Source organism: Azospirillum brasilense, assembly GCF_007827815.1.
Lineage (GTDB): Bacteria > Pseudomonadota > Alphaproteobacteria > Azospirillales > Azospirillaceae > Azospirillum > Azospirillum brasilense_C.
Genome location: NZ_VITH01000004.1, coordinates 202976 through 220663 on the forward strand (window position 1 = coordinate 202976; position 17688 = coordinate 220663).

Below are 17688 nucleotides of genomic sequence, written 5' to 3' on the forward strand. Positions count from 1 at the left end.
GTTTTTAGTCCCTGATTTTTTCCTTTTCCCTGAGTCCGAAAAACGTCCCGTTCTCCCAGATTTTTTTTTCTACGTTCCGCTGATATTTGGCATACCAAACTATGGCGTGCAGGACACCAGCCCCTGCAGCAAAGCACGGATCGGAAAAGGAGCCGGACGGAACCGGGCCAAAAATGTCTCGAACGGCCCGACGCCAATCGACAGGCCAATCCTAGGGAGGAACGGGAATGAGCGTCAGCTCGACGAACAGCGCGGCCATCGACGCCGATGGCCCATACGGCGCCGCCGCGGACGGCAGCGCCAAGAAGGTCATCCGGTTGGAAGCCCCCGGCACCGGCTTCATGGACACCTGGAAGGCCATGGGCCCCGGCATCGCCGCGGCGATGACCGGCATCGGCGCCAGCCACATCATGCACGCGCCGACCGCCGGCGCGCTCTACGGCTACGATCTGCTGTGGGTGATCCTGGCCGCCTACATCATCAAATACTGCGCCTTCGAATTCGCCCACCGCTACACGATGGTGAAGGGCGAATCCATCATCAACGCCTACCACCGCGTCGGCACCTGGCCGCTGTGGTTCATGATCTTCCAGGGCTTCGCCAACACCGTGGGCATCGCCGGCCGCGCGCTCGGCTGCGCGGCGCTGATGTGGGCGGCCTTCCCCTTCATGTCGATGCAGCTCTGGGCGGTGGCCATCCTGCTGCTGACCGTTGGCATCCTGTGGATGGGCAGCTACAAGGCGGTCGAGGGCATCTGCAAGATCCTCATCATCGTCTTCGCCGTGTCCTGCTTCGTGGCCTTCGCGCTCCAGGCCCCGCCGCCGGGCGAGTATCTGTCGCGCCTGCTGCCGACCCTGCCGCCGATCGGCTCGATGATGCTGTTCGGCGCCATGTTCGGCTACTTCCCGACCACGCTGGAAGTCGCGCCCATGCAGTCGAACTGGGCCGTCGACAAGAAGGCCGGCATGGTCAAGGTCAACGAGATGCGCGCCCAGGGGCACACCGTGCAGCTCGACCCCAACTACATGAAGAACAGCCTGATCCTGTTCAAGCGCGACATGAACATCAGCTACGTCATCTCGATGCTGTCGGGCATGATCTTCCTGATCGTCGGCGCCGTGGTGCTGCACCCGCAGGGTCTGGTGCCCAAGGGTTCGGAGATGGGCGTGACCATCGCCAGCATCTACACCGACACCTTCGGCGCGTGGATCTTCCCGGTCATCATCGCCGGCGGCGTGGCCGCTCTGTTCTCCACCGTCTTCACCTACTTCGACGGACAGGCCCGCCTGTTCGAGGAATGCGTGGTCCGTCTGAAGCGCGACTGGGACACCGCGGCGATCCGCAAGCTGCTCTACCGTGGCATGCAGGTGGTGTGGCTGATCGCCGGCATCGCGGTGGTCTTCGGCCTGCCGGAGCCGATCTTCGTGGTCCAGCTCGCTTCCGTGATGGCCCTGGTCTTCTCACCGGTCCTGTTCTGGCTGACCATCAAGGCGGTCAAGGACAACTTCACCAGCGATTTCGAGCGCGACCTGCTGCCGAGCAAGGTCCAGTTCGCCTGGGCCTGGGGCGGAACGATCAGCCTGGTCGGCTTGACGCTCTACGTCCTCGTCACGAATTTCATCATGTGACGACGCGCGGCTGAAAATGATGCGCGACGGATAAGAAACTTGCGTGGGCGTCATGGCGAATCCGCCATGACGCCACATTCTTTTCACAAATTGCGTCCTCACGACTCCTCCGGCAATCCCGCTCCTCCGACCAAACCAGAAAAGGAAACAAGCGCCATGGATGCTCACAGGCAACCCGCCGGCCGGCGCCCGGCTGCTTTCATCCGGGACTTCATGAGCAACGAGGCGTCGGGCGGCATCCTGCTGATGGTCGCCGCGGCGCTGGCCCTGGTGGTGGCGAACTCCCCCCTCTCCGCCGCCTATTTCGACACGCTCCACACCTACGTCCTGGGGCTCAGCATCGGCCATTGGATCAACGACGGTCTGATGGCGATCTTCTTCCTGCTGGTCGGGCTGGAGATCAAGCGCGAGATGCTGGACGGCCAGCTCTCCACCTGGTCGTGCCGCATCCTGCCGGGCGTCGCCGCGGCGGGCGGCATGCTGGTGCCGGCGCTGGTCTATCTCGCCTTCAACGCCGGCAACCCGGCCACGGTCAACGGCTGGGCGATCCCGGCGGCCACCGACATCGCCTTCGCGCTCGGCGTGCTGTCTCTGCTCGGGCCGCGCGTTCCGGTCTCGCTGAAGATCTTCCTGACCGCCCTGGCGATCATCGACGATCTGGGCGCGGTCATCATCATCGCCCTGTTCTACACCGCCGATCTGTCCCTGCCCGCGCTCGGCGTGGCGGCGCTGATCCTGGCGGCGCTGATCGGCCTCAACCGGTTCGGCGTGCGCACCCTCCTGCCCTATCTGGTTCTGGGCGCGGGGCTGTGGGGCGCGGTTCTGCTGTCGGGCGTTCACGCGACGCTGGCCGGCGTGACCCTGGCCCTGACCATCCCGCTGCGTCCCTCTTCCGGCGAAGCGGCCGACCCCCACGCGCCGCTGCTCCGGCTGGAGCACGGCATCCACCCCTGGGTGGCCTTCCTGATCGTCCCGGTCTTCGGCTTTGCCAACGCGGGCGTGTCCTTCGCCGGCATGAGCCCCTCGATTCTCACCGGCTCGCTGCCGTTGGGCATCGCGCTCGGCCTCTTCCTCGGCAAGATGGTCGGCGTGTTCGGCACCGCCTGGCTGACCATCCGGCTCGGCTTCGCCAACATGCCGGCCGGCGCCAACACCGTGCAGCTTTACGGCGTCGCCCTGCTGTGCGGCATCGGCTTCACCATGAGCCTGTTCATCGGCGCGCTGGCCTTCCCGACCTCGCCGGAGCTGGGCGACGCGGTGAAGGTGGGCGTCTTCGCCGGCTCGATCCTGTCGGCGACGGCGGGTGCGGTGGTCCTGCGGCTGGTGTCGGCCAAGGACGCTCCCTCGGCCCTGCAGGCTGCGGGCGCCGACCGCGGCGCGTAAAGCAAAAGCGCACAAACGAAAAGAGGGGGCCTTCCGGCCCCCTCTTCCTTTTTCACCGGTCGCAAATGCCGGAGATCAGTCCTTCAGATTGCCGCAGGCGCGCTGGATGCGCTTGCAGGCCTCTTCCAGAGCCTCGGTGCTGGTCGCGTAGGAGATGCGGAAGTGCGGGGCGAGGCCGAAGGCCGAACCCTGGACGACCGCGACACCTTCCGACTCCAGCAGGTAGGTGACGAAATCCTCGTCGGTCTCGATCACCTTGCCGTCCGGCGTCGTCTTGCCGATGGTGCCGGCGCAGGACGGGTAGACGTAGAAAGCGCCTTCCGGCTTCGGGCAGGAGATGCCCTTGGCCTGGTTCAGCATCGACACCACCAGATCGCGGCGCTGGGCGAACACCGCCGCGCGCTCCTTGATGAAGTCCTGCGGACCGTTCAGCGCCTCGACGGCGGCGGCCTGGGCGATCGAGGTCGGGTTGGAGGTCGACTGGCTCTGGATCACGCCCATCGCCTTGATCAGCGCCTTCGGGCCACCGGCGTAGCCGATGCGCCAGCCGGTCATGGCGTAGGACTTCGACACGCCGTTGACGGTCAGCGTGCGGTCGTACAGCGCCGGCTCGACCTGGGCCGGGGTCACGAACTCGATGCCGTCGTAGAGCAGGTGCTCATACATGTCGTCGGTCATGACCCAGACCTGCGGGTGCTTCACCAGCACGTCGGTCAGGGCCTTCATCTCGTCGCGCGTGTAGGCGGCGCCCGACGGGTTGGACGGAGAGTTCAGGATCAGCCACTTGGTCTTCGGCGTGATCGCCTTCTCCAGGTCGGCGGGCTGCAGCTTGAAGCCCTGCTCGGCCGGGCAGGAGACGAAGACCGGCGTGCCTTCGGCCAGCTCCACCATGTCCGGGTAGGACACCCAGTAGGGGGCCGGGATGATGACCTCGTCGCCGGGGTTCAGCGTCGCCATCAGGGCGTTGTACAGCACCTGCTTGCCGCCGACGCCGACCGTGATCTGGTCGGGGGCGTATTTCAGGCCGTTCTCGCGCTCGAACTTGGCGGAGATCGCCTTCTTCAGCGCGGGCGTGCCGTCCACGGCGGTGTACTTGGTGTCGCCGGCCTGGATGGCCTTGATGGCGGCGTCCTTGATGTTGTCGGGGGTGTCGAAGTCCGGCTCGCCGGCGCCGAGGCCGATGACGTCGCGACCGGCCGCCGCAAGCTCGCGGGCTTTCTGGGTGACGGCGATGGTCGGCGAGGGCTTGATGCGCGACAGACGGGACGCGATGATCGACATGGCGTACTGGCCCCTATGACGAAGGTGGCGGAAGGTTGGGGTGAGAACTTGGTATGACCGCGCGAACGCGACGCGGGACCTTACTTCCGCCTTATTGCTCTTGCAAGCCGATCACTCCCCGAGCGGGGCGGTTTCCCGTCGGGCGGACGCAACCGTTCGGCCGAAGGCCCGATGCTGCACCGCAAGGGCCCGGCTTGAAGCCAACGCCGCGGACGGGGTATCTTACCTCTTTCTAATCAATATCCATCATCCGGAGGATCTGCATGCTCACCCGCGTCACGCTGGCCGCCATGGCCGCCCTGTTCCTCGCCGGTGCCGGCGTCGGCGGCACGGCGATGGCTCAGGATCCGATCAAGGCGCGCAAGGACGGGTTCGAGTCCAACAAGAAGGCGATGGCCGAGATCAAGGACCTGCTGGGCAGCGACAAGGTCGCCCAGGTCGGCCCGGTCGCCCAGCGCATGAGCGCCTTCGGCGCCCAGATCCCCACCCTGTTCCCGGCGGGCAGCGACAAGGGCGACACCAAGGCCAAGGCCGACATCTGGGCGAACAACGCCGATTTCGCCGCCAAGGCCCAGGCCTTCGAGGCCGCCGCCAAGGGGCTGGAGGCCGCTGCGGCGTCCGGCGACAAGGCCGCGACCGCCAAGCAGTTCGCCGCCGTGGGCGGCACCTGCAAGGCCTGCCACGAGAGCTACCGAGCCGACTGATCCGGCAAGCCCACGAATGCCTTCCCCGCCGCTTGCGGGGAAGGATCCGGGCGGCGCCACTCAGCCCGCCTGCACCACCGCCGCCACCAAGCCCGCCGCCGCGGCCAGCACGGCCAGGGCCAGCGCCGCCGGACGGCGTTTGGGCGACTCGACCGGCGCGTCCGCCGCGATCGCCTTCCGCCCCGTGATCATCGGGCGGATCAGATTGTCCCGCTTCACCACCAGATAGGCCAGCACGGCCAGCACATGCACGCCGATCAGGATCAGGATCCCGTCGGCCAGGATGCGGTGCAGGGTGCTGAAACCGGCCACCACACCCCCCGACGCCTGGGCCACCAGCGGCCCGTCCACCAGGATGTCGTCGGTGGTGAAGAGGCCGGCCACCGCCTGGAGCGTCAACGCACCCAGCAGCGCCAGCACCATCAGCCCGCCCATCGGGTTGTGCCCGACGACCGGCGCCGGCTCGCCGCCACCGCGCCCGCCGCGGACCATCCCGCAGGCGTAGGCGAGGACGGCGCGCGGCCCCTTCACGAAATGGCTGAAACGCGCGGTCTGGCTGCCGATCAGCCCCCAGACGAGCCGGAACAGCAGGAGCGCCAGGATCGCCTCCCCCGCCAGCACGTGGATGGTCATGCGGTCGGTCTTGGCCGAGACCACCGCGACCGTCACCAGAAGGACCAGACCCCAATGAAACAGGCGCGTCGGCAAGTCCCAGACCGCCACCTCGCGCCGGCCCTTCGCCCGATTTGTGGTATTACCAACAACCATGAATCACCCCTCGCTTCTTCTGTTCTTCCTTAGACTATGCCCCAAGGCGGTGCCTTTTGCCCAGCTTTCGGGAAAAAAGCGACAATCGGGGGGTAACCGGGCACCACAGCACTGTCATTGCACTTGAAGAAGCGGGTGGACGGCGGATATGACGTACTCAAAAAACCGGCGCACCCCCGTTCCACTCCCATCCCAACCCCGCCCAACAAGGATGCCCGCGTCATGCCCGACAAGCAGCTTCTCCACCTCGTCTTCGGCGGCGAACTCGTCCGTCCCGATTCCGACCAGTTCGTCGACCCGACGAAGGTCCACATCGTCGGCATCTTCCCCAACTACGACGAGGCGTACAAGGCGTGGCGCGGCGCCACCGGGATGACCATCGACGACGCCCACACCCGCTACTTCATCGTGCATCTGCACCGGCTGCTCGATCCGTCGGCGGACGGGCACAAGCACGGTTGACGGACGGCGTCATCAGCCGGCGGCGCGGGGAACCCTCCGCGCCGCCGCTGTGTTGAGGCCTCCCGATGGCGGTCTTCTTCACCAGCGACACGCATTTCGGCCACGCCGGCGCGATCAGCCGCTTCCGCCGGCCCTTCGCCTCGGTCGCGGACATGGACGAGGCCATGGTGGCCAGCTGGAACGCCACGGTCGGCCCGGACGACACGGTCTGGCACCTCGGCGACTTCGCCCTGCACCGCAAGCCGGACGCCATGGCGGTGCTGCTGGAGCGCCTGCACGGCACCAAGCACCTCATCACCGGCAACAACGACGGCCCCGCCACCCTGGCCCTGCCCGGCTGGACGAGCGTGCAGCCCTACGCGGAACTGCTGCTGGACGAGCGGCGGCTGGTGCTGTGCCATTACGCCTTCCGCACCTGGAACGGCATGTACAAGGGCGCCCTGAACCTGCACGGCCACAGCCACGGCCAGTTGAAGGGCATGCCCCGGCAGTTCGACGTCGGCGTGGATGTGTGGGATTTCCGCCCGGTCACCATCGAGCAGATCCTGAGCTCGCGGCAAAGGGCGAAGACGCCGGACCCGTCCAAGCGCACGCCGGGACCGCCGGTCCGCCGCGAGCCTTGATAATAAGAATAGTTCGCATTCCAAGCGTGATGCGGCTATACGGGTGCGACCGGCCTCCTTGGCCATGACCCCACGGGCGCCGGTGTCCTCGCATCCGTCATTCCGCGCGTCTGTGCCCGACATCCTCCGCCCACCGCTGCCCGACGACACCCGGTCCCGGAGCGCCCGATGACGGGCGCCATGGGCGCCTGGGCGCGCAAGATCGCGGAGTTGTTCGACGCCCATCGCCTGCGCGTGGAGCGTGCCATCGCGCGGCGGACCGGCGATCCGCAAACGGCGGGCGATCTCGCGCAGGACGCCTTCCTGCGGCTGGCCCGTCTGCCCGATGGCGAGGCGGTCCAGAACCCGGCCGGGCTGCTGTATGTGGTGGCCGACCGCGTGGCGCTGGACCATTGCCGGGCGGCCAAGCGCCAGCGCCAGCGCGAGGCCGGTCCGCCCGACGAGGACCTGCCCTCCTCCAGCCCCGCGGCCGATGCGGTGGTGGAGCGGAACCAGACCATGGCCCGGCTGCGCGACGCCATCGACTCCCTGCCGCCCAAGACCCGCGACGTCTTCCTTCTCTACCATGTCGAAGGCTTGTCCTACCGCGCCATCGGCGAACGGCTTGGCATCTCCCCCCGCACGGTCGAGTACCATCTGCGCACGGCGCTGGAGCAGTGCCGCGCCCGCATGAAGCGGCGCCCGCCGCGATGATGGGCAGGGCCTGGGTCCCGGCCGGCCATTTTCTTTGAGGGATCGGCCGCCCTCGACCGTCTATCCAAACACGAGACACCCCAAACACGGCACAGCAGGAGCGCTCAGCGGGACGCGATGGATCATCAGGACGGACAGCGCAGCGAGCCGGCGGAAGGCGGACCAGTGGAAGGCGGACCGGACGAGGACCGGCTGTTCTCGGAAGCCAACGCGTGGCACTTCCGTCTGCAGTCCGACGATGTCCGGCCGGCGGAGCGCGCCGCCTTCGCCGAGTGGCTGGCCCGCAGCCCGGCCCATTCGGGCGCCTGGACCGGCTTGCAGACCCTCCTTCACGACCTGAAGGAACCCGCCCGCGCCGCCTACGCCGAGTCCCGCGTCGCGCCGCCGCGCCGCCCGGCGGCGGCCGGCATCCGGCGCCTCGCCGCGGCGCTGACCATCCTGCTGGCGGTCGGCGGCGTCGGCGTCTGGCACGGACCGACGCTGTACCAGAACGCCGTCGCGGACCAAGTAACCGCGACCGGCCAGCGCCGGACCCTGACCCTGCCGGACGGCTCCACGGTCGAGATGAACGGCGACACCGCGCTGGCGTTCGACGACCGGGACGGCGAGCGGCGCGTCAGGCTTCTGCGCGGCGAGGCGTGGTTCCACGTCACGCGCGATCCCGACCATCCCTTCGTCGTCGATGGCGGGGCGGGCGCCGCCCGCGTGTTGGGAACCCAGTTCAGCGTCCGGCGCGAGACCGACCGCACGACGGTCACCGTGGGCGAAGGGCTGGTGGAGGTCGTCGCCCATCGGAATGCCGATGGCAACGCCCCCTGGCCCGACAGCGTCCGCCTGCGCCCCGGCGAGAGCGCGGAGGCCGATGCCCACGGCGTGACCGGGCCACGGGCGGTTGACCCCGCCGTCGCCTTCGCGTGGCGCCAGGGCCAGATTGTCTTCCGCCAGCAGCCGCTCGCCTCGGTCATCGCGGCGCTGAACCGGCAATGGCCGGGCCGGGTGGTCCTGCTGAACGACGAGGCGGCGGAGCGCGTCGTGTCGGGTGTCTTCGCGCTCGACCGGCCGGACGCCGTGATCGACGCGCTGGAGCGCGGTCTCGGCGTGCGCGCCACCCGCATCACTCCCTACCTGACCCTGCTCCGCTGAAAAAAACGCGGGGCCTGAAAAAACTTCCCAGGGTTCTCCGTGCGCCCGTCGTCATGTTCGGGAAAGGAGAGAATGAGACGCAATCTCAGAAAGCGGCGCGCTCTCTCACCGGACGACAGAGGCGAGCGATGACATCGGTGATGTGTGAAGCGACGGGTGTGACGAACGGGTGCCGGGACGGTGTTCTGGGCGGGCGGCTGGGGCACGGGGTCCCAAGCCGGTTCAAAGTCCGGTCCAAAGCCCGGTTCATGGGGCGCCTTCTGGCGACGACGATGCTGATCGTGCCGGGCCTTCTCCTGTCCGGCGTCGCCGCGGCACTGGCGCAGTCGACCCAGGAGTCGATCACGGCCGGCCCGGTGACCTTCGCCATCGTGCCGCAGTCGGTGGACGGGGCGCTCGTCGCCTTCTCCACCGCCACCCGCATCCAGGTGCTGAGCCCCGGCGCCGTGACCCAGGGCGTCAATTCTCCCGGCGTCAGCGGATCGATGACCGCGCGCGAAGGGCTGAACCGCCTGCTGTCCGGCACCGGGCTGGCCGCCCGCTTCCTCAACGCCGACACCGTGACGGTCGAGCGCGTGTCCGCCGGCGACGCCGTCCTGCTCGACCCGCTGCAGGTCGAGGGAAGCCGGGGCGCCACCGGCCCCGGCGCCCTACCCCCGTCCTATGCCGGCGGCCAGGTGGCGCGCGGCGGGCGCATCGGCGCGCTGGGCAACCAGGACGCGATGGACGTTCCCTTCTCCGTCACCAGCTACACCGCCGAAACCATCCGCAACCAGCAGGCGGACACCATCGCCGACGTGCTGGCCAACGACCCGGCCGTGCGCAGCAGCCTCGGCTACGGCAATTTCTCCGAGAGCTTCGTCATCCGCGGCTTCCCGCTGGCCGGGGAGGACCTGTCGGTCGACGGCCTCTACGGCACCGCTCCGCGCCAGATCGTCGCCACCAACATGTTCGAACGGGTGGAGGTGCTGAAGGGCGCCAACGCCTTCCTCAACGGCGCGGCCCCCAGCGGGTCCGGCATCGGCGGCGGCGTGAACCTCGTGCCCAAGCGGGCGGAGGACGATCCGCTGACCCGGCTGACCGCCAGCTACGCCATGGACAGCCGCCTCGGTTTGGCGGCCGATGTCGGGCGCCGGTTCGGCGACGCCAAGCAGTTCGGCGTGCGCGCCAACGCCGCGATCCGCGGCGGCGACACCGCCATCGACGACGAGGAGCGGAGGCTGACGCTCGGCTCCCTGGCCCTGGACTACCGCGGCGAGCGCGCCCGCGTGGCGCTCGACGTCGGCACCCAGACCCAGCGGGTGGAGCAGGGCCGACCCGTGGTCTATGTCGGCAGCTTCGTCCCGGCGGTGCCGTCGGCTTCGCAGAACTACGCGCAGCCCTGGAGCTATTCGCGGATGCGCGACACCTTCGGCCAGATCCGCGCCGAGTACGACATCCTGCCCACCCTGACCGCCTACGGCGCCTTCGGCCTGCGCAGCATGCGCGAGGACGGCGACTACGCCTCTCCCACCATCACGCGGCCCGACGGCACCGGCACGGTCCGGCGCCTGACCGTCCCGCGCGAGGACGACACCGTCACCGGCCAGGGCGGCGTCCGGGCCGACCTGCAGACCGGCCCGTTCCGGCACCAGTTGAACGCCGGCGCCTCCGCGCTGCGGACGACCAACAACAACGGCTTCGAGTTCGGCACGACCTCGACCATCAACCTCTACACCATGGTCGGCCTGCCGCGCCCGGCGACGACCTCGGCCAGCGGCATGATCGGCGACCTGCCGAAGGTCAGCGAGTCGGTGCTGCGCAGCGTCTACGCGTCGGACACGGTGTCGATCCTGAACGACCGGGTGATGGTCACCGCCGGCCTGCGCCAGCAGAACATCCAGGTGCGCGGCTACAACCGGGCCAACGGCGCCCGCACCTCCGATTACGACCAGTCGGCGCTGACGCCGGTGGTCGGGCTGGTGGTGAAGCCGGTCGAGACGCTGTCGCTCTACGCCAACCGGATCGAAGGGCTGGCGCAGGGGCCGACCGCCCCGTCCACCGCGGCCAACTCCGGCGAGATCTTCGCGCCCTACCGGTCGGTCCAGTACGAGGTCGGCGGCAAGCTGGACTTCGGCAGCTTCGGCGGCTCGCTGTCGCTGTTCCAGACCACGCAGCCCAGCGGCGTCACCGACCCGTTCACCCGCGTCTACAGAGTGTCCGGCGAACAGCGCAACCGCGGCATCGAGCTGATGCTGTACGGCGAGCCGGTGCCGGGCGTCCGGCTTCTGGGCGGCGCCACCGTCATCGATCCGGAGCTGAGCGATACCGGCAGCGCCGCAACCGAGGGCAAGGACGCCGTCGGCGTGCCGCGCCACCAGTTCAACGCCAACGTCGAATGGGACCTGCCCTTCCTCCCCGCGTCCGTCCCCACCGTGACGCTGACCGGGCGCGTGATCCACACCGGATCGCAGTATCTCAACGCCGCCAATACGCTGAAGATTCCCAGCTGGACCCGCTTCGACGTCGGCGCGCGGATGATCGCCGAGGTCCAGAACCGTCCGGTGACCATCCGGGCGGCGGTCGAGAACGTGACCGACAAGGCCTATTGGGCGTCGGCCTCCGGCGGCTACCTCAGCCAGGGCAACCCGCTGACCGCCAAGCTGTCGGTGTCGGTGGACTTCTGACGGCGGATTTCTGGAGGTGGATGCCCGACCGGCGAAGCTGTGACGGCGGCATGAGGGGGCCCCGATGACCAACCGAACCATCCGGATCTGGACTGTGATCCACAAATGGACCAGCCTGATCTGCACGATCTTCATGCTGCTGCTGTGCCTGACCGGCCTGCCGCTGATCTTCCATGACGAGATCGAGGCGCTGACGGCCGAGGACACCCTCCCGCCGATGCCGGCCGAAACGCCGTTGAAATCGCTGGACGAGGCTGTGGCCTCGGCGCTGGCGACCTACCCCGGCGAGCGGCCGCTGTTCCTCAGCTTCGACGTGGACCGGCCGGTGGTGAACGTCACCACCGGACCGGGGGCCCGTCCTCCGGTGTCGCAGATGCACATCTCGGCCATCGACCTGCGCACCACGCGGATCCTCGCCGACCTGAACGAGGACGGCGGGTTCATGCATGTGATGTTGCGCCTGCATGTGGACCTGTTTGCCGGGCTGCCCGGCGAGTTGTTCCTCGGCTTCATGGGCTTCCTGCTGCTCCTGGCCACCCTGTCGGGCGTGGTGATCTACGCCCCCTTCATGCGCAAGCTGTCCTTCGGCACGGTGCGGGCCGGGCGCGGCCGGCGGCTGAAGTGGCTCGACCTGCACAACATGCTGGGCATCGTCACGCTGATGTGGGTGGTGGTGGTCGGATTGACCGGCGTCATCAACACCTTGTCCGTGCCGCTGGTCGCCTATTGGCGCGCCAACGAGCTGGCGGCGATGATCGCTCCCTATGAGGGCAAGCCGGTTCCGGAACGCTTCACCTCGGTCGACGCGGCCGTCCGCACCGCCATGGAGGCCGCTCCCGGCATGCGGCCGCAATTCGTCGCCTTCCCCGGCGTGCGCTTTTCCAGCAACCACCATTACGCGGTGTGGCTGAAGGGAGCCACGCCGGCCACCAACCGCATCCTGACCCCCGCCCTGATCGACGCCGAGACGGGCGCCTTCACCGACATGCGCTCCATGCCCTGGTACATGCTGGCGCTGCGGTTGTCGCAGCCGCTGCATTTCGGCGATTACGGCGGGCTGCCGATGAAGGTCCTGTGGGCGGTGCTGGACCTGCTGACCATCGTCATCCTCGGCAGCGGCCTGTATTTGTGGATCGCCCGCCGCCGCCTTGTCCAGAATCGCCGTGCCCAGGACAACCATGTCCAGGATCGCCGTCTCCAGGATCATGCCGCCGGGGAGGCCGCGGAATGACGCCGCGCGCTCCCTTCCGACCCTTGGCGGTCTTCGGCATTCCGACGGTGATCGCGCTCGTCACCGCCGTCGGGCTGGTTGCCGCTTTGCTGGATGACGGCGTCGTGGACGCCGTGTCCTGGGCCGCGCTGTCGGTCCCCGTGCTCACCACGGTGTGGTGCTGGCGCAAACGCAAACGCTGAGTAGGCTTCCGACAAGACGGCGGGTCCGTTCCGTGCTCTGGGCGGACCAAGGGTGTTCCCATCGCAACACTGCCCGGGATCGCGGTCTCCGCGCCCGGGAAAGCCTCTTGATGGGTCCGGGTCCCCACACCTCTCCCGCAAGCGGCGGCTTGGCACGGGCGTCCGGCCAAGCCACCGGGCGGCGAGGGACTTCGGGAGCGGTGATGGAAGCGTCGTTGTGGATCGTCGCGCTGGGCGCAGCCGTGGCCGGGTTCGTTCAAAGCCTGTCAGGGTTCGCCTTCGGGATGGTGGCCATGTCCTTCCGGGCCTGGGGACTCGACCCTCGGACCGCCGCCATCCTGACGGTGTTCGGTGCCCTGACCGGGCAGGTGATCGCCATGCTGGCGGCGTCCCTGCCATCCGTGCTGCTGCCGTCCGCAAGCTGATCAGCGGATACACGGCGGCGGTACGTCCCCGAACGCTGGCATGGCAACGGACAACCACACCTATTATTAACATTTAGATTTAGTTGTTTATATGCTTTAAACACATTCATAGAAATATTCAGGCTTTTTTTATAGACATTTTGAGAGAAGACCTGCCATGCCGTCGGACTTGGTGGCCCAGACCCTGTTCGACCTGCTTCTGCGCTCGCTCGGCCTCGGCGGACGGCGGGGCGAAATGGGCGATTGCCGATCCTGCACGACATCGCCTGGGCAACAAGCGTCGCGGCGCTCTGTTGGCGAAGACAACCGGCGCAGAGAAAAACCGTGCCCTGGCTTCCACGTCCTCTTTCACAAACCATTGCAGAGGCGACCGTCACCATGAGCGTGGACATCCTCTTCCGCCCGTTTGCCCTGAAGTCGCTGAATCTGAAGAACCGGGTCGTCATGGCCCCGATGACCCGGTCCTTCTCGCCGGGCGGCGTGCCGACGGACGATGTGGCCGCCTATTACCGCCGCCGGGCGGAGAACGAGGTCGGCCTGATCCTGTCCGAGGGCACCGTCATCGACCGGCCCACCTCCTCGAACGATCCCAACGTTCCGCGCTTCCATGGAGAGGATGCGCTGGCCGGATGGAAGAGGGTCATCGACGGCGTGCACGCGGCGGGGGGCGCAATGGCGCCGCAGATCTGGCACATGGGCGTGATGGCCCCGCACCTGTCCGGCTGGACGCCGGCGCAGCCATTCGAAGGCCCCTCGGGCCTCGTCGTGCCGGGCAAGCCCGGCGGCAACGGCATGAGCGAGCAGGACATCGCGGACACCATCGCCGCCTTCGGCCGCGCCGCGGCGGATGCGAAGCGGCTGGGCTTCGATGCGGTCGAGATCCACGGTGCCCACGGCTACCTGATCGATCAGTTCTTCTGGGCCGGAATGAACAAGCGGACCGACGCCTTCGGCGGCTCCACCCTGCCGGAACGCAGCCGCTTTGCGGTCGAGGTGGTCAAGGCGGTGCGTGCGGCGGTCGGCGAGAACTTCGCCGTGCTCCTCCGCCTCTCGCAGTGGAAGCAGCAGGATTTCGCGGTGCGCCTCGCCAAGACGCCGGAGGAGATGGAAGCGTGGCTGGCTCCGCTGGCCGACGCGGGCGTCGACATCTTCCACTGTTCGCAGCGGCGTTTCTGGCAGCCGGAATTCGAGGGCTCGGACCTGAACTTTGCCGGCTGGGCCAAGAAACTGACCGGCAAGGCCACGATCACCGTTGGTTCCGTCGGCCTGTCGGGCGAGTTCATCGCCGCCTTCCAGGGCGAAAGTTCGCAGCCCAGCCCTCTGGATGAGTTGCTGCGCCGCTTCGAGCGCGGTGACTTCGACCTCGTCGCCGTCGGCCGGGCCCTGCTCTCCGACCCACAATGGGTCCGGAAGGTTCGGGAAGGGCGCATGGAGGCGTTGCGCGATTTCACCAAGGAAGCGCTTGCCACCCTGGTGTGACGAGCGGGCCGGAAAAGATCATGTTGGATGATGTCTGTGGGACCGATTAACGTCCCTTTGGCCGACAGAGGAGCGCGGCCCATGCGTGCTCATTCACGTTGCACCCGTTTCGCTCACAGGTTTTGCGGCGTTCTTCTGATCGCACTGGCGACCGTTGCCATCGCTTGCCCGGCGGACGCCCGTCCAGGCGATGTGCGGATCGTCTACGCCGTACCGAAAAACCCTTCGCACGAGGCGATTTACCGGACGTTGCAGGACAAGCGCGTGCTGGAACGCATCCGCGACCGCGTCGAGGGAATCGACCTGCCGCGCGTGCTGACCATCAGGACCGAAGGGTGCGACGGTGAGATCAATGCCTCCTATGAAACCTCCGACGCCACACTGAGCATCTGCTACGAGTATCTCGCCTACATCCAGGAACTCGGACAAAACATCCCACCGGCTGGTGTCAGCGAGGGGCTGACGCCTGCGAACTACATCGTCGGACCCTTTCTGGAGGTCGTGCTTCACGAACTCGCCCACGCCATTTTTGATCTGAAGAAAGTGCCGATCCTGGGCCGCGAGGAGGATGCCGCCGACCAGATCGCCGCCTACACGTTGCTGCAGTTGGGCAAGGACGAGGCCCGCCGGGTGATCGCCAGCGTTGCCGTGATGTACGCGAGCGAGGCGAAGGAAGCGCCGACGGAATTGAAGGACTTCGCGAACGAGCACAGCTTGCCGGCCCAACGTTTCTACAACCTGATGTGCATCAGCTATGGCTCCGACCGGAAGAGCTTCGGCGATTTCGTGGAGAAGGGCTATCTGCCGGCCGAACGGGCCGAACTGTGCGAAGAGGAGTACCGGCAGGTCAAGTTTGCCTACGAAAAGCTCGTGGCACCCCATTTGAGGGGGGTGCGAAAGGCGAACCGCTCCGGGTGAGCATCCGCTCCGGCTTTCCCGCGTTGCAAGGGCCAAATGAAGTTTGACCATCCCCGTTTTCCGTGCAGAGGGAAGCTGGTCAAGTGTCTTCAAGAACGCGATGGCATGAACCAAAAATCAATTTTCTTGAAAATATTTCTCTATCGCAGAAGCGGCACGACCATTGGTTTGTTTTTGAGCGGGTGAACATCACTATTATAGCCAAAAATCAGATATCCTGCGATGGCTATTGCCAAAACAACAATAGCCGTTTTTGCTATCAGGATGACAAGGTACTTGTATTGGGATTTTTCCATTTGCTTCCTGCGGCTGTGCATCATGTTCATTGCCCCGAGAGAATCGAGTGTTTTTTCGGAATGCGAGGCGCCCGGACGTTCGCAGTTTTTCCTGATCTGCGAACGCCGAAGTCCGGTTGATCCATGCCGCTCACGCCGACCACCCGACCGACCGCCACCCAGCCTGCCTCCACCAAAGCTGCCGCGATCAAACGAGCCGGTCCGGGTTCCGGCGCCACCGCGATCCGGGCCTCCGCCGGATCCCGCCGGCAAGCGCGATGGCCCGGCCGCGGCAGGCGTCACGGAACGGAGCATCCCATCACGGACGCGGGTCTGCATGCTGGAAACCACCTGTTGTCGACCTCCGGCACCGGAACCTCTTCGATCGACAGCGGCATTTTGAATTGGCGGACCACCGCCGCTTTCATCGTTTTGGCCATGGTTCCCTTCCTTGCCGTGGCTTCCATGGGAACGTTGACGATACCCCGCATTCCGGCGCTCTTCGGTTCAACGCTCCACGCCGGATCAGCTTTTCCGCCCCCTTGACGATCAGAACGCCAGGACCGTGCGAAGCACGATGACGTGCGCCTTGTCATCCGGCGAGCCCGTGGCCGCGGTCTCGGGGCGATCGCTGTTGGAGAGCACATAGTCGTACTGGGCGTTCACGGTCAGGCCCGAAGCGACCGTGTAACCGGCCCCAACCTCGTAGGCCGTCACCCGCCGGCTGCCCGGGTCGAGCATGGAACCGGGGTCGACGCCGTATTTGTAATTCGCACCCACCACGATGGCTCCGGCGGTGTACTGCACACCCGCGGTCCAGTTGTACATATCGTCCGCGAAGAAACCGGGACGCTTGTTCTGGCCCGATTTGCCGAAGCTGGTGTAACTGCCGCCGACGGCGAAGCCGGCATAACCGAGCTGCGCGCCAACCTGCCAAGCGTTCAGGTCGCGGAAGGAGTCCGCGGCCACCGTGCTGTCAGAGGACGTGCCCCAGAAATAGCCGGCGCTGGCCTTGACGTCGAAGCCGAAGACGTTGCCGTCATAGTTCGCGCCGACCTCGACCAGATTGGCGAAGGAGTTGGTGACGCCCTGGTTGGCGATCGCCGAAGACGCCTTCAACCGGTTGACGTCCTGATTGAAGGAGTCGTTGCGCGGGGTGTAGCTGGCACCGAACTGCACGCCGGCAAAGCGTGGGGAGAAGTAGACGATCTTCGTTGCGTTGGCGTCCGGTGTCAGCGATGGCCACAGGATGCTGGCGGCGTTGACGGCTTCGGCGACCCCACCGAGGACGTCGGAGCCCTGATACCGGCCATTCGCCGGGTTGACGGACTGCCCGGCCGTCGTTGGGCCGACCCAGTTCGTCACTTGATCGAGATCGATGATGCTGGTCGGCAGATAGTCGCCCGGCGTCGAGATGAAGGTCTCATCGTTGAAGGAATTGGACACGCCGAGGCGCACCTCGCCGAACCGGCCCTGTGCAAAGATGAAGGCACGGTCGGCGTTGACGCCGGTGTCGGAACCGGAGGCGCGGATGCGGATGCGCCCACCATACTCCAGGCCGTTGTCCGCTTTGGCGACCGGCGTGATGTGCACGCGGAAGCGGTTGCGGAACTCGGTCGAACGCAGGCCGGAGTCGAGGTCCTGATTGACGAAGCCGGCTTCGAAGAAGGCATCGCCACCGATTTTGATCTCGTACTTGGCCTGGGCGTTGGCGTCCCCGGCGCCCATTGCCAGAGCAGCGGCAGCGCAGCACGCCAGAAAACAGCGGTTCATGATCGTCCCCTCCATCCTGGCAGTGATCACTCCACACGTTGAGCCAAAAGACGG

At 66.8% G+C, this 17688-nt stretch carries 17 protein-coding genes; 13 read left to right on the plus strand and 4 right to left on the minus strand.

The features are described from left to right. Window positions 1-227 precede the first annotated feature (227 nt). Window positions 228-1628, plus strand: a complete 1401-nt coding sequence (locus FBZ83_RS09950; protein WP_145682304.1) for an Nramp family divalent metal transporter — start codon at window positions 228-230, stop codon at window positions 1626-1628. A gap of 156 nt (window positions 1629-1784) precedes the next feature. Then, complete coding sequence (nhaA, locus tag FBZ83_RS09955; RefSeq protein ID WP_145682305.1) at window positions 1785-3011, plus strand: Na+/H+ antiporter NhaA; 1227 nt, start codon at window positions 1785-1787, stop codon at window positions 3009-3011. Between the two features lie 75 nt (window positions 3012-3086). On the opposite strand, the gene FBZ83_RS09960 is transcribed toward nhaA, so the two are convergent. Continuing rightward, window positions 3087-4292, minus strand: coding sequence for a pyridoxal phosphate-dependent aminotransferase (locus FBZ83_RS09960; protein ID WP_145682306.1), 1206 nt, complete (start codon window positions 4290-4292; stop codon window positions 3087-3089). Window positions 4293-4555: 263 nt separating this feature from the next. On the opposite strand from FBZ83_RS09960, the gene FBZ83_RS09965 reads away from it, so the two are divergent. Then, window positions 4556-4996 carry a c-type cytochrome gene (locus FBZ83_RS09965; protein WP_145682307.1) on the plus strand — a complete coding sequence of 147 codons (441 nt, stop codon included), beginning with the start codon at window positions 4556-4558 and terminating at the stop codon, window positions 4994-4996. Between the two features lie 60 nt (window positions 4997-5056). Here the strand turns inward: FBZ83_RS09965 and FBZ83_RS09970 are convergent, their stop codons facing one another. Continuing rightward, the gene (locus tag FBZ83_RS09970) at window positions 5057-5764 is read right to left on the minus strand and encodes a cytochrome b/b6 domain-containing protein (RefSeq protein WP_145682308.1); all 708 of its coding nucleotides are present in this window, start codon (window positions 5762-5764) and stop codon (window positions 5057-5059) included. A gap of 222 nt (window positions 5765-5986) precedes the next feature. Here FBZ83_RS09970 and FBZ83_RS09975 point away from each other — a divergent pair, with 222 nt between their 5' ends. The 10 genes from FBZ83_RS09975 (at window position 5987) to FBZ83_RS10020 (ending at window position 15586) form a co-directional block, all read left to right on the plus strand. Then, window positions 5987-6226: a DUF4170 domain-containing protein gene (locus FBZ83_RS09975; protein ID WP_014241380.1), complete on the plus strand. Its 240-nt coding sequence runs from the start codon at window positions 5987-5989 to the stop codon at window positions 6224-6226. Window positions 6227-6291: 65 nt separating this feature from the next. Continuing rightward, entirely contained in the window at window positions 6292-6849 is a 558-nt protein-coding gene (locus tag FBZ83_RS09980) for a metallophosphoesterase family protein (protein ID WP_145682309.1), read from the plus strand. Between the two features lie 168 nt (window positions 6850-7017). Further along, entirely contained in the window at window positions 7018-7542 is a 525-nt protein-coding gene (locus tag FBZ83_RS09985) for an RNA polymerase sigma factor (RefSeq protein WP_145682310.1), read from the plus strand. 117 nt (window positions 7543-7659) lie between these two features. Then, the gene (locus FBZ83_RS09990) at window positions 7660-8685 is read left to right on the plus strand and encodes a FecR family protein (protein ID WP_145682311.1); all 1026 of its coding nucleotides are present in this window, start codon (window positions 7660-7662) and stop codon (window positions 8683-8685) included. A 248-nt stretch (window positions 8686-8933) separates the two neighbouring features. After that, a complete protein-coding gene (locus tag FBZ83_RS09995) occupies window positions 8934-11351 on the plus strand; it encodes a TonB-dependent receptor (RefSeq protein ID WP_247888246.1) in 2418 nt (805 codons plus the stop codon). A 64-nt stretch (window positions 11352-11415) separates the two neighbouring features. After that, on the plus strand, window positions 11416-12582 hold the full coding sequence (locus tag FBZ83_RS10000) for a PepSY-associated TM helix domain-containing protein (protein WP_145682312.1): 1167 nt from the start codon (window positions 11416-11418) through the stop codon (window positions 12580-12582). Next, the gene (locus tag FBZ83_RS10005; RefSeq protein ID WP_145682313.1) at window positions 12579-12764 is read left to right on the plus strand and encodes a hypothetical protein; all 186 of its coding nucleotides are present in this window, start codon (window positions 12579-12581) and stop codon (window positions 12762-12764) included. The genes FBZ83_RS10000 and FBZ83_RS10005 overlap by 4 nt, the downstream gene beginning before the upstream one ends. Before the next feature lie 203 nt (window positions 12765-12967). Continuing rightward, the gene (locus tag FBZ83_RS10010) at window positions 12968-13189 is read left to right on the plus strand and encodes a hypothetical protein (protein ID WP_211101645.1); all 222 of its coding nucleotides are present in this window, start codon (window positions 12968-12970) and stop codon (window positions 13187-13189) included. A gap of 378 nt (window positions 13190-13567) precedes the next feature. Further along, window positions 13568-14668 carry an NADH:flavin oxidoreductase gene (locus FBZ83_RS10015; RefSeq protein ID WP_145682314.1) on the plus strand — a complete coding sequence of 367 codons (1101 nt, stop codon included), beginning with the start codon at window positions 13568-13570 and terminating at the stop codon, window positions 14666-14668. Window positions 14669-14749: 81 nt separating this feature from the next. Then, a complete protein-coding gene (locus FBZ83_RS10020) occupies window positions 14750-15586 on the plus strand; it encodes a DUF4344 domain-containing metallopeptidase (protein ID WP_186466030.1) in 837 nt (278 codons plus the stop codon). A 140-nt stretch (window positions 15587-15726) separates the two neighbouring features. On the opposite strand, the gene FBZ83_RS10025 is transcribed toward FBZ83_RS10020, so the two are convergent. Together FBZ83_RS10025 and FBZ83_RS10030 are read right to left on the minus strand one after the other, a co-directional pair. Further along, window positions 15727-16200 (minus strand): hypothetical protein, encoded by a 474-nt coding sequence (locus tag FBZ83_RS10025; RefSeq protein ID WP_145682316.1) that lies wholly within the window; start codon window positions 16198-16200, stop codon window positions 15727-15729. 210 nt (window positions 16201-16410) lie between these two features. Further along, window positions 16411-17649, minus strand: a complete 1239-nt coding sequence (locus tag FBZ83_RS10030) for a porin (RefSeq protein ID WP_247888247.1) — start codon at window positions 17647-17649, stop codon at window positions 16411-16413. Window positions 17650-17688 lie beyond the last annotated feature (39 nt).

What these genes read in the sequence shown, in the direction of transcription:
- FBZ83_RS10005 (WP_145682313.1), top strand. Translation starts at nt 12,579, where the DNA reads ATGACGCCGCGCGCTCCCTTCCGACCCTTGGCGGTCTTCGGCATTCCG.
- FBZ83_RS10015 (WP_145682314.1), top strand. Translation starts at nt 13,568, where the DNA reads ATGAGCGTGGACATCCTCTTCCGCCCGTTTGCCCTGAAGTCGCTGAAT.
- FBZ83_RS10010 (WP_211101645.1), top strand. Translation starts at nt 12,968, where the DNA reads ATGGAAGCGTCGTTGTGGATCGTCGCGCTGGGCGCAGCCGTGGCCGGG.
- FBZ83_RS09985 (WP_145682310.1), top strand. Translation starts at nt 7,018, where the DNA reads ATGACGGGCGCCATGGGCGCCTGGGCGCGCAAGATCGCGGAGTTGTTC.
- FBZ83_RS09960 (WP_145682306.1), bottom strand. Translation starts at nt 4,292, where the DNA reads ATGTCGATCATCGCGTCCCGTCTGTCGCGCATCAAGCCCTCGCCGACC.
- FBZ83_RS09995 (WP_247888246.1), top strand. Translation starts at nt 8,934, where the DNA reads ATGGGGCGCCTTCTGGCGACGACGATGCTGATCGTGCCGGGCCTTCTC.
- FBZ83_RS10020 (WP_186466030.1), top strand. Translation starts at nt 14,750, where the DNA reads ATGCGTGCTCATTCACGTTGCACCCGTTTCGCTCACAGGTTTTGCGGC.
- nhaA (WP_145682305.1), top strand. Translation starts at nt 1,785, where the DNA reads ATGGATGCTCACAGGCAACCCGCCGGCCGGCGCCCGGCTGCTTTCATC.
- FBZ83_RS09975 (WP_014241380.1), top strand. Translation starts at nt 5,987, where the DNA reads ATGCCCGACAAGCAGCTTCTCCACCTCGTCTTCGGCGGCGAACTCGTC.
- FBZ83_RS09990 (WP_145682311.1), top strand. Translation starts at nt 7,660, where the DNA reads ATGGATCATCAGGACGGACAGCGCAGCGAGCCGGCGGAAGGCGGACCA.
- FBZ83_RS10030 (WP_247888247.1), bottom strand. Translation starts at nt 17,649, where the DNA reads ATGGAGGGGACGATCATGAACCGCTGTTTTCTGGCGTGCTGCGCTGCC.
- FBZ83_RS09980 (WP_145682309.1), top strand. Translation starts at nt 6,292, where the DNA reads ATGGCGGTCTTCTTCACCAGCGACACGCATTTCGGCCACGCCGGCGCG.
- FBZ83_RS09965 (WP_145682307.1), top strand. Translation starts at nt 4,556, where the DNA reads ATGCTCACCCGCGTCACGCTGGCCGCCATGGCCGCCCTGTTCCTCGCC.
- FBZ83_RS09950 (WP_145682304.1), top strand. Translation starts at nt 228, where the DNA reads ATGAGCGTCAGCTCGACGAACAGCGCGGCCATCGACGCCGATGGCCCA.
- FBZ83_RS10025 (WP_145682316.1), bottom strand. Translation starts at nt 16,200, where the DNA reads ATGCAGACCCGCGTCCGTGATGGGATGCTCCGTTCCGTGACGCCTGCC.
- FBZ83_RS10000 (WP_145682312.1), top strand. Translation starts at nt 11,416, where the DNA reads ATGACCAACCGAACCATCCGGATCTGGACTGTGATCCACAAATGGACC.
- FBZ83_RS09970 (WP_145682308.1), bottom strand. Translation starts at nt 5,764, where the DNA reads ATGGTTGTTGGTAATACCACAAATCGGGCGAAGGGCCGGCGCGAGGTG.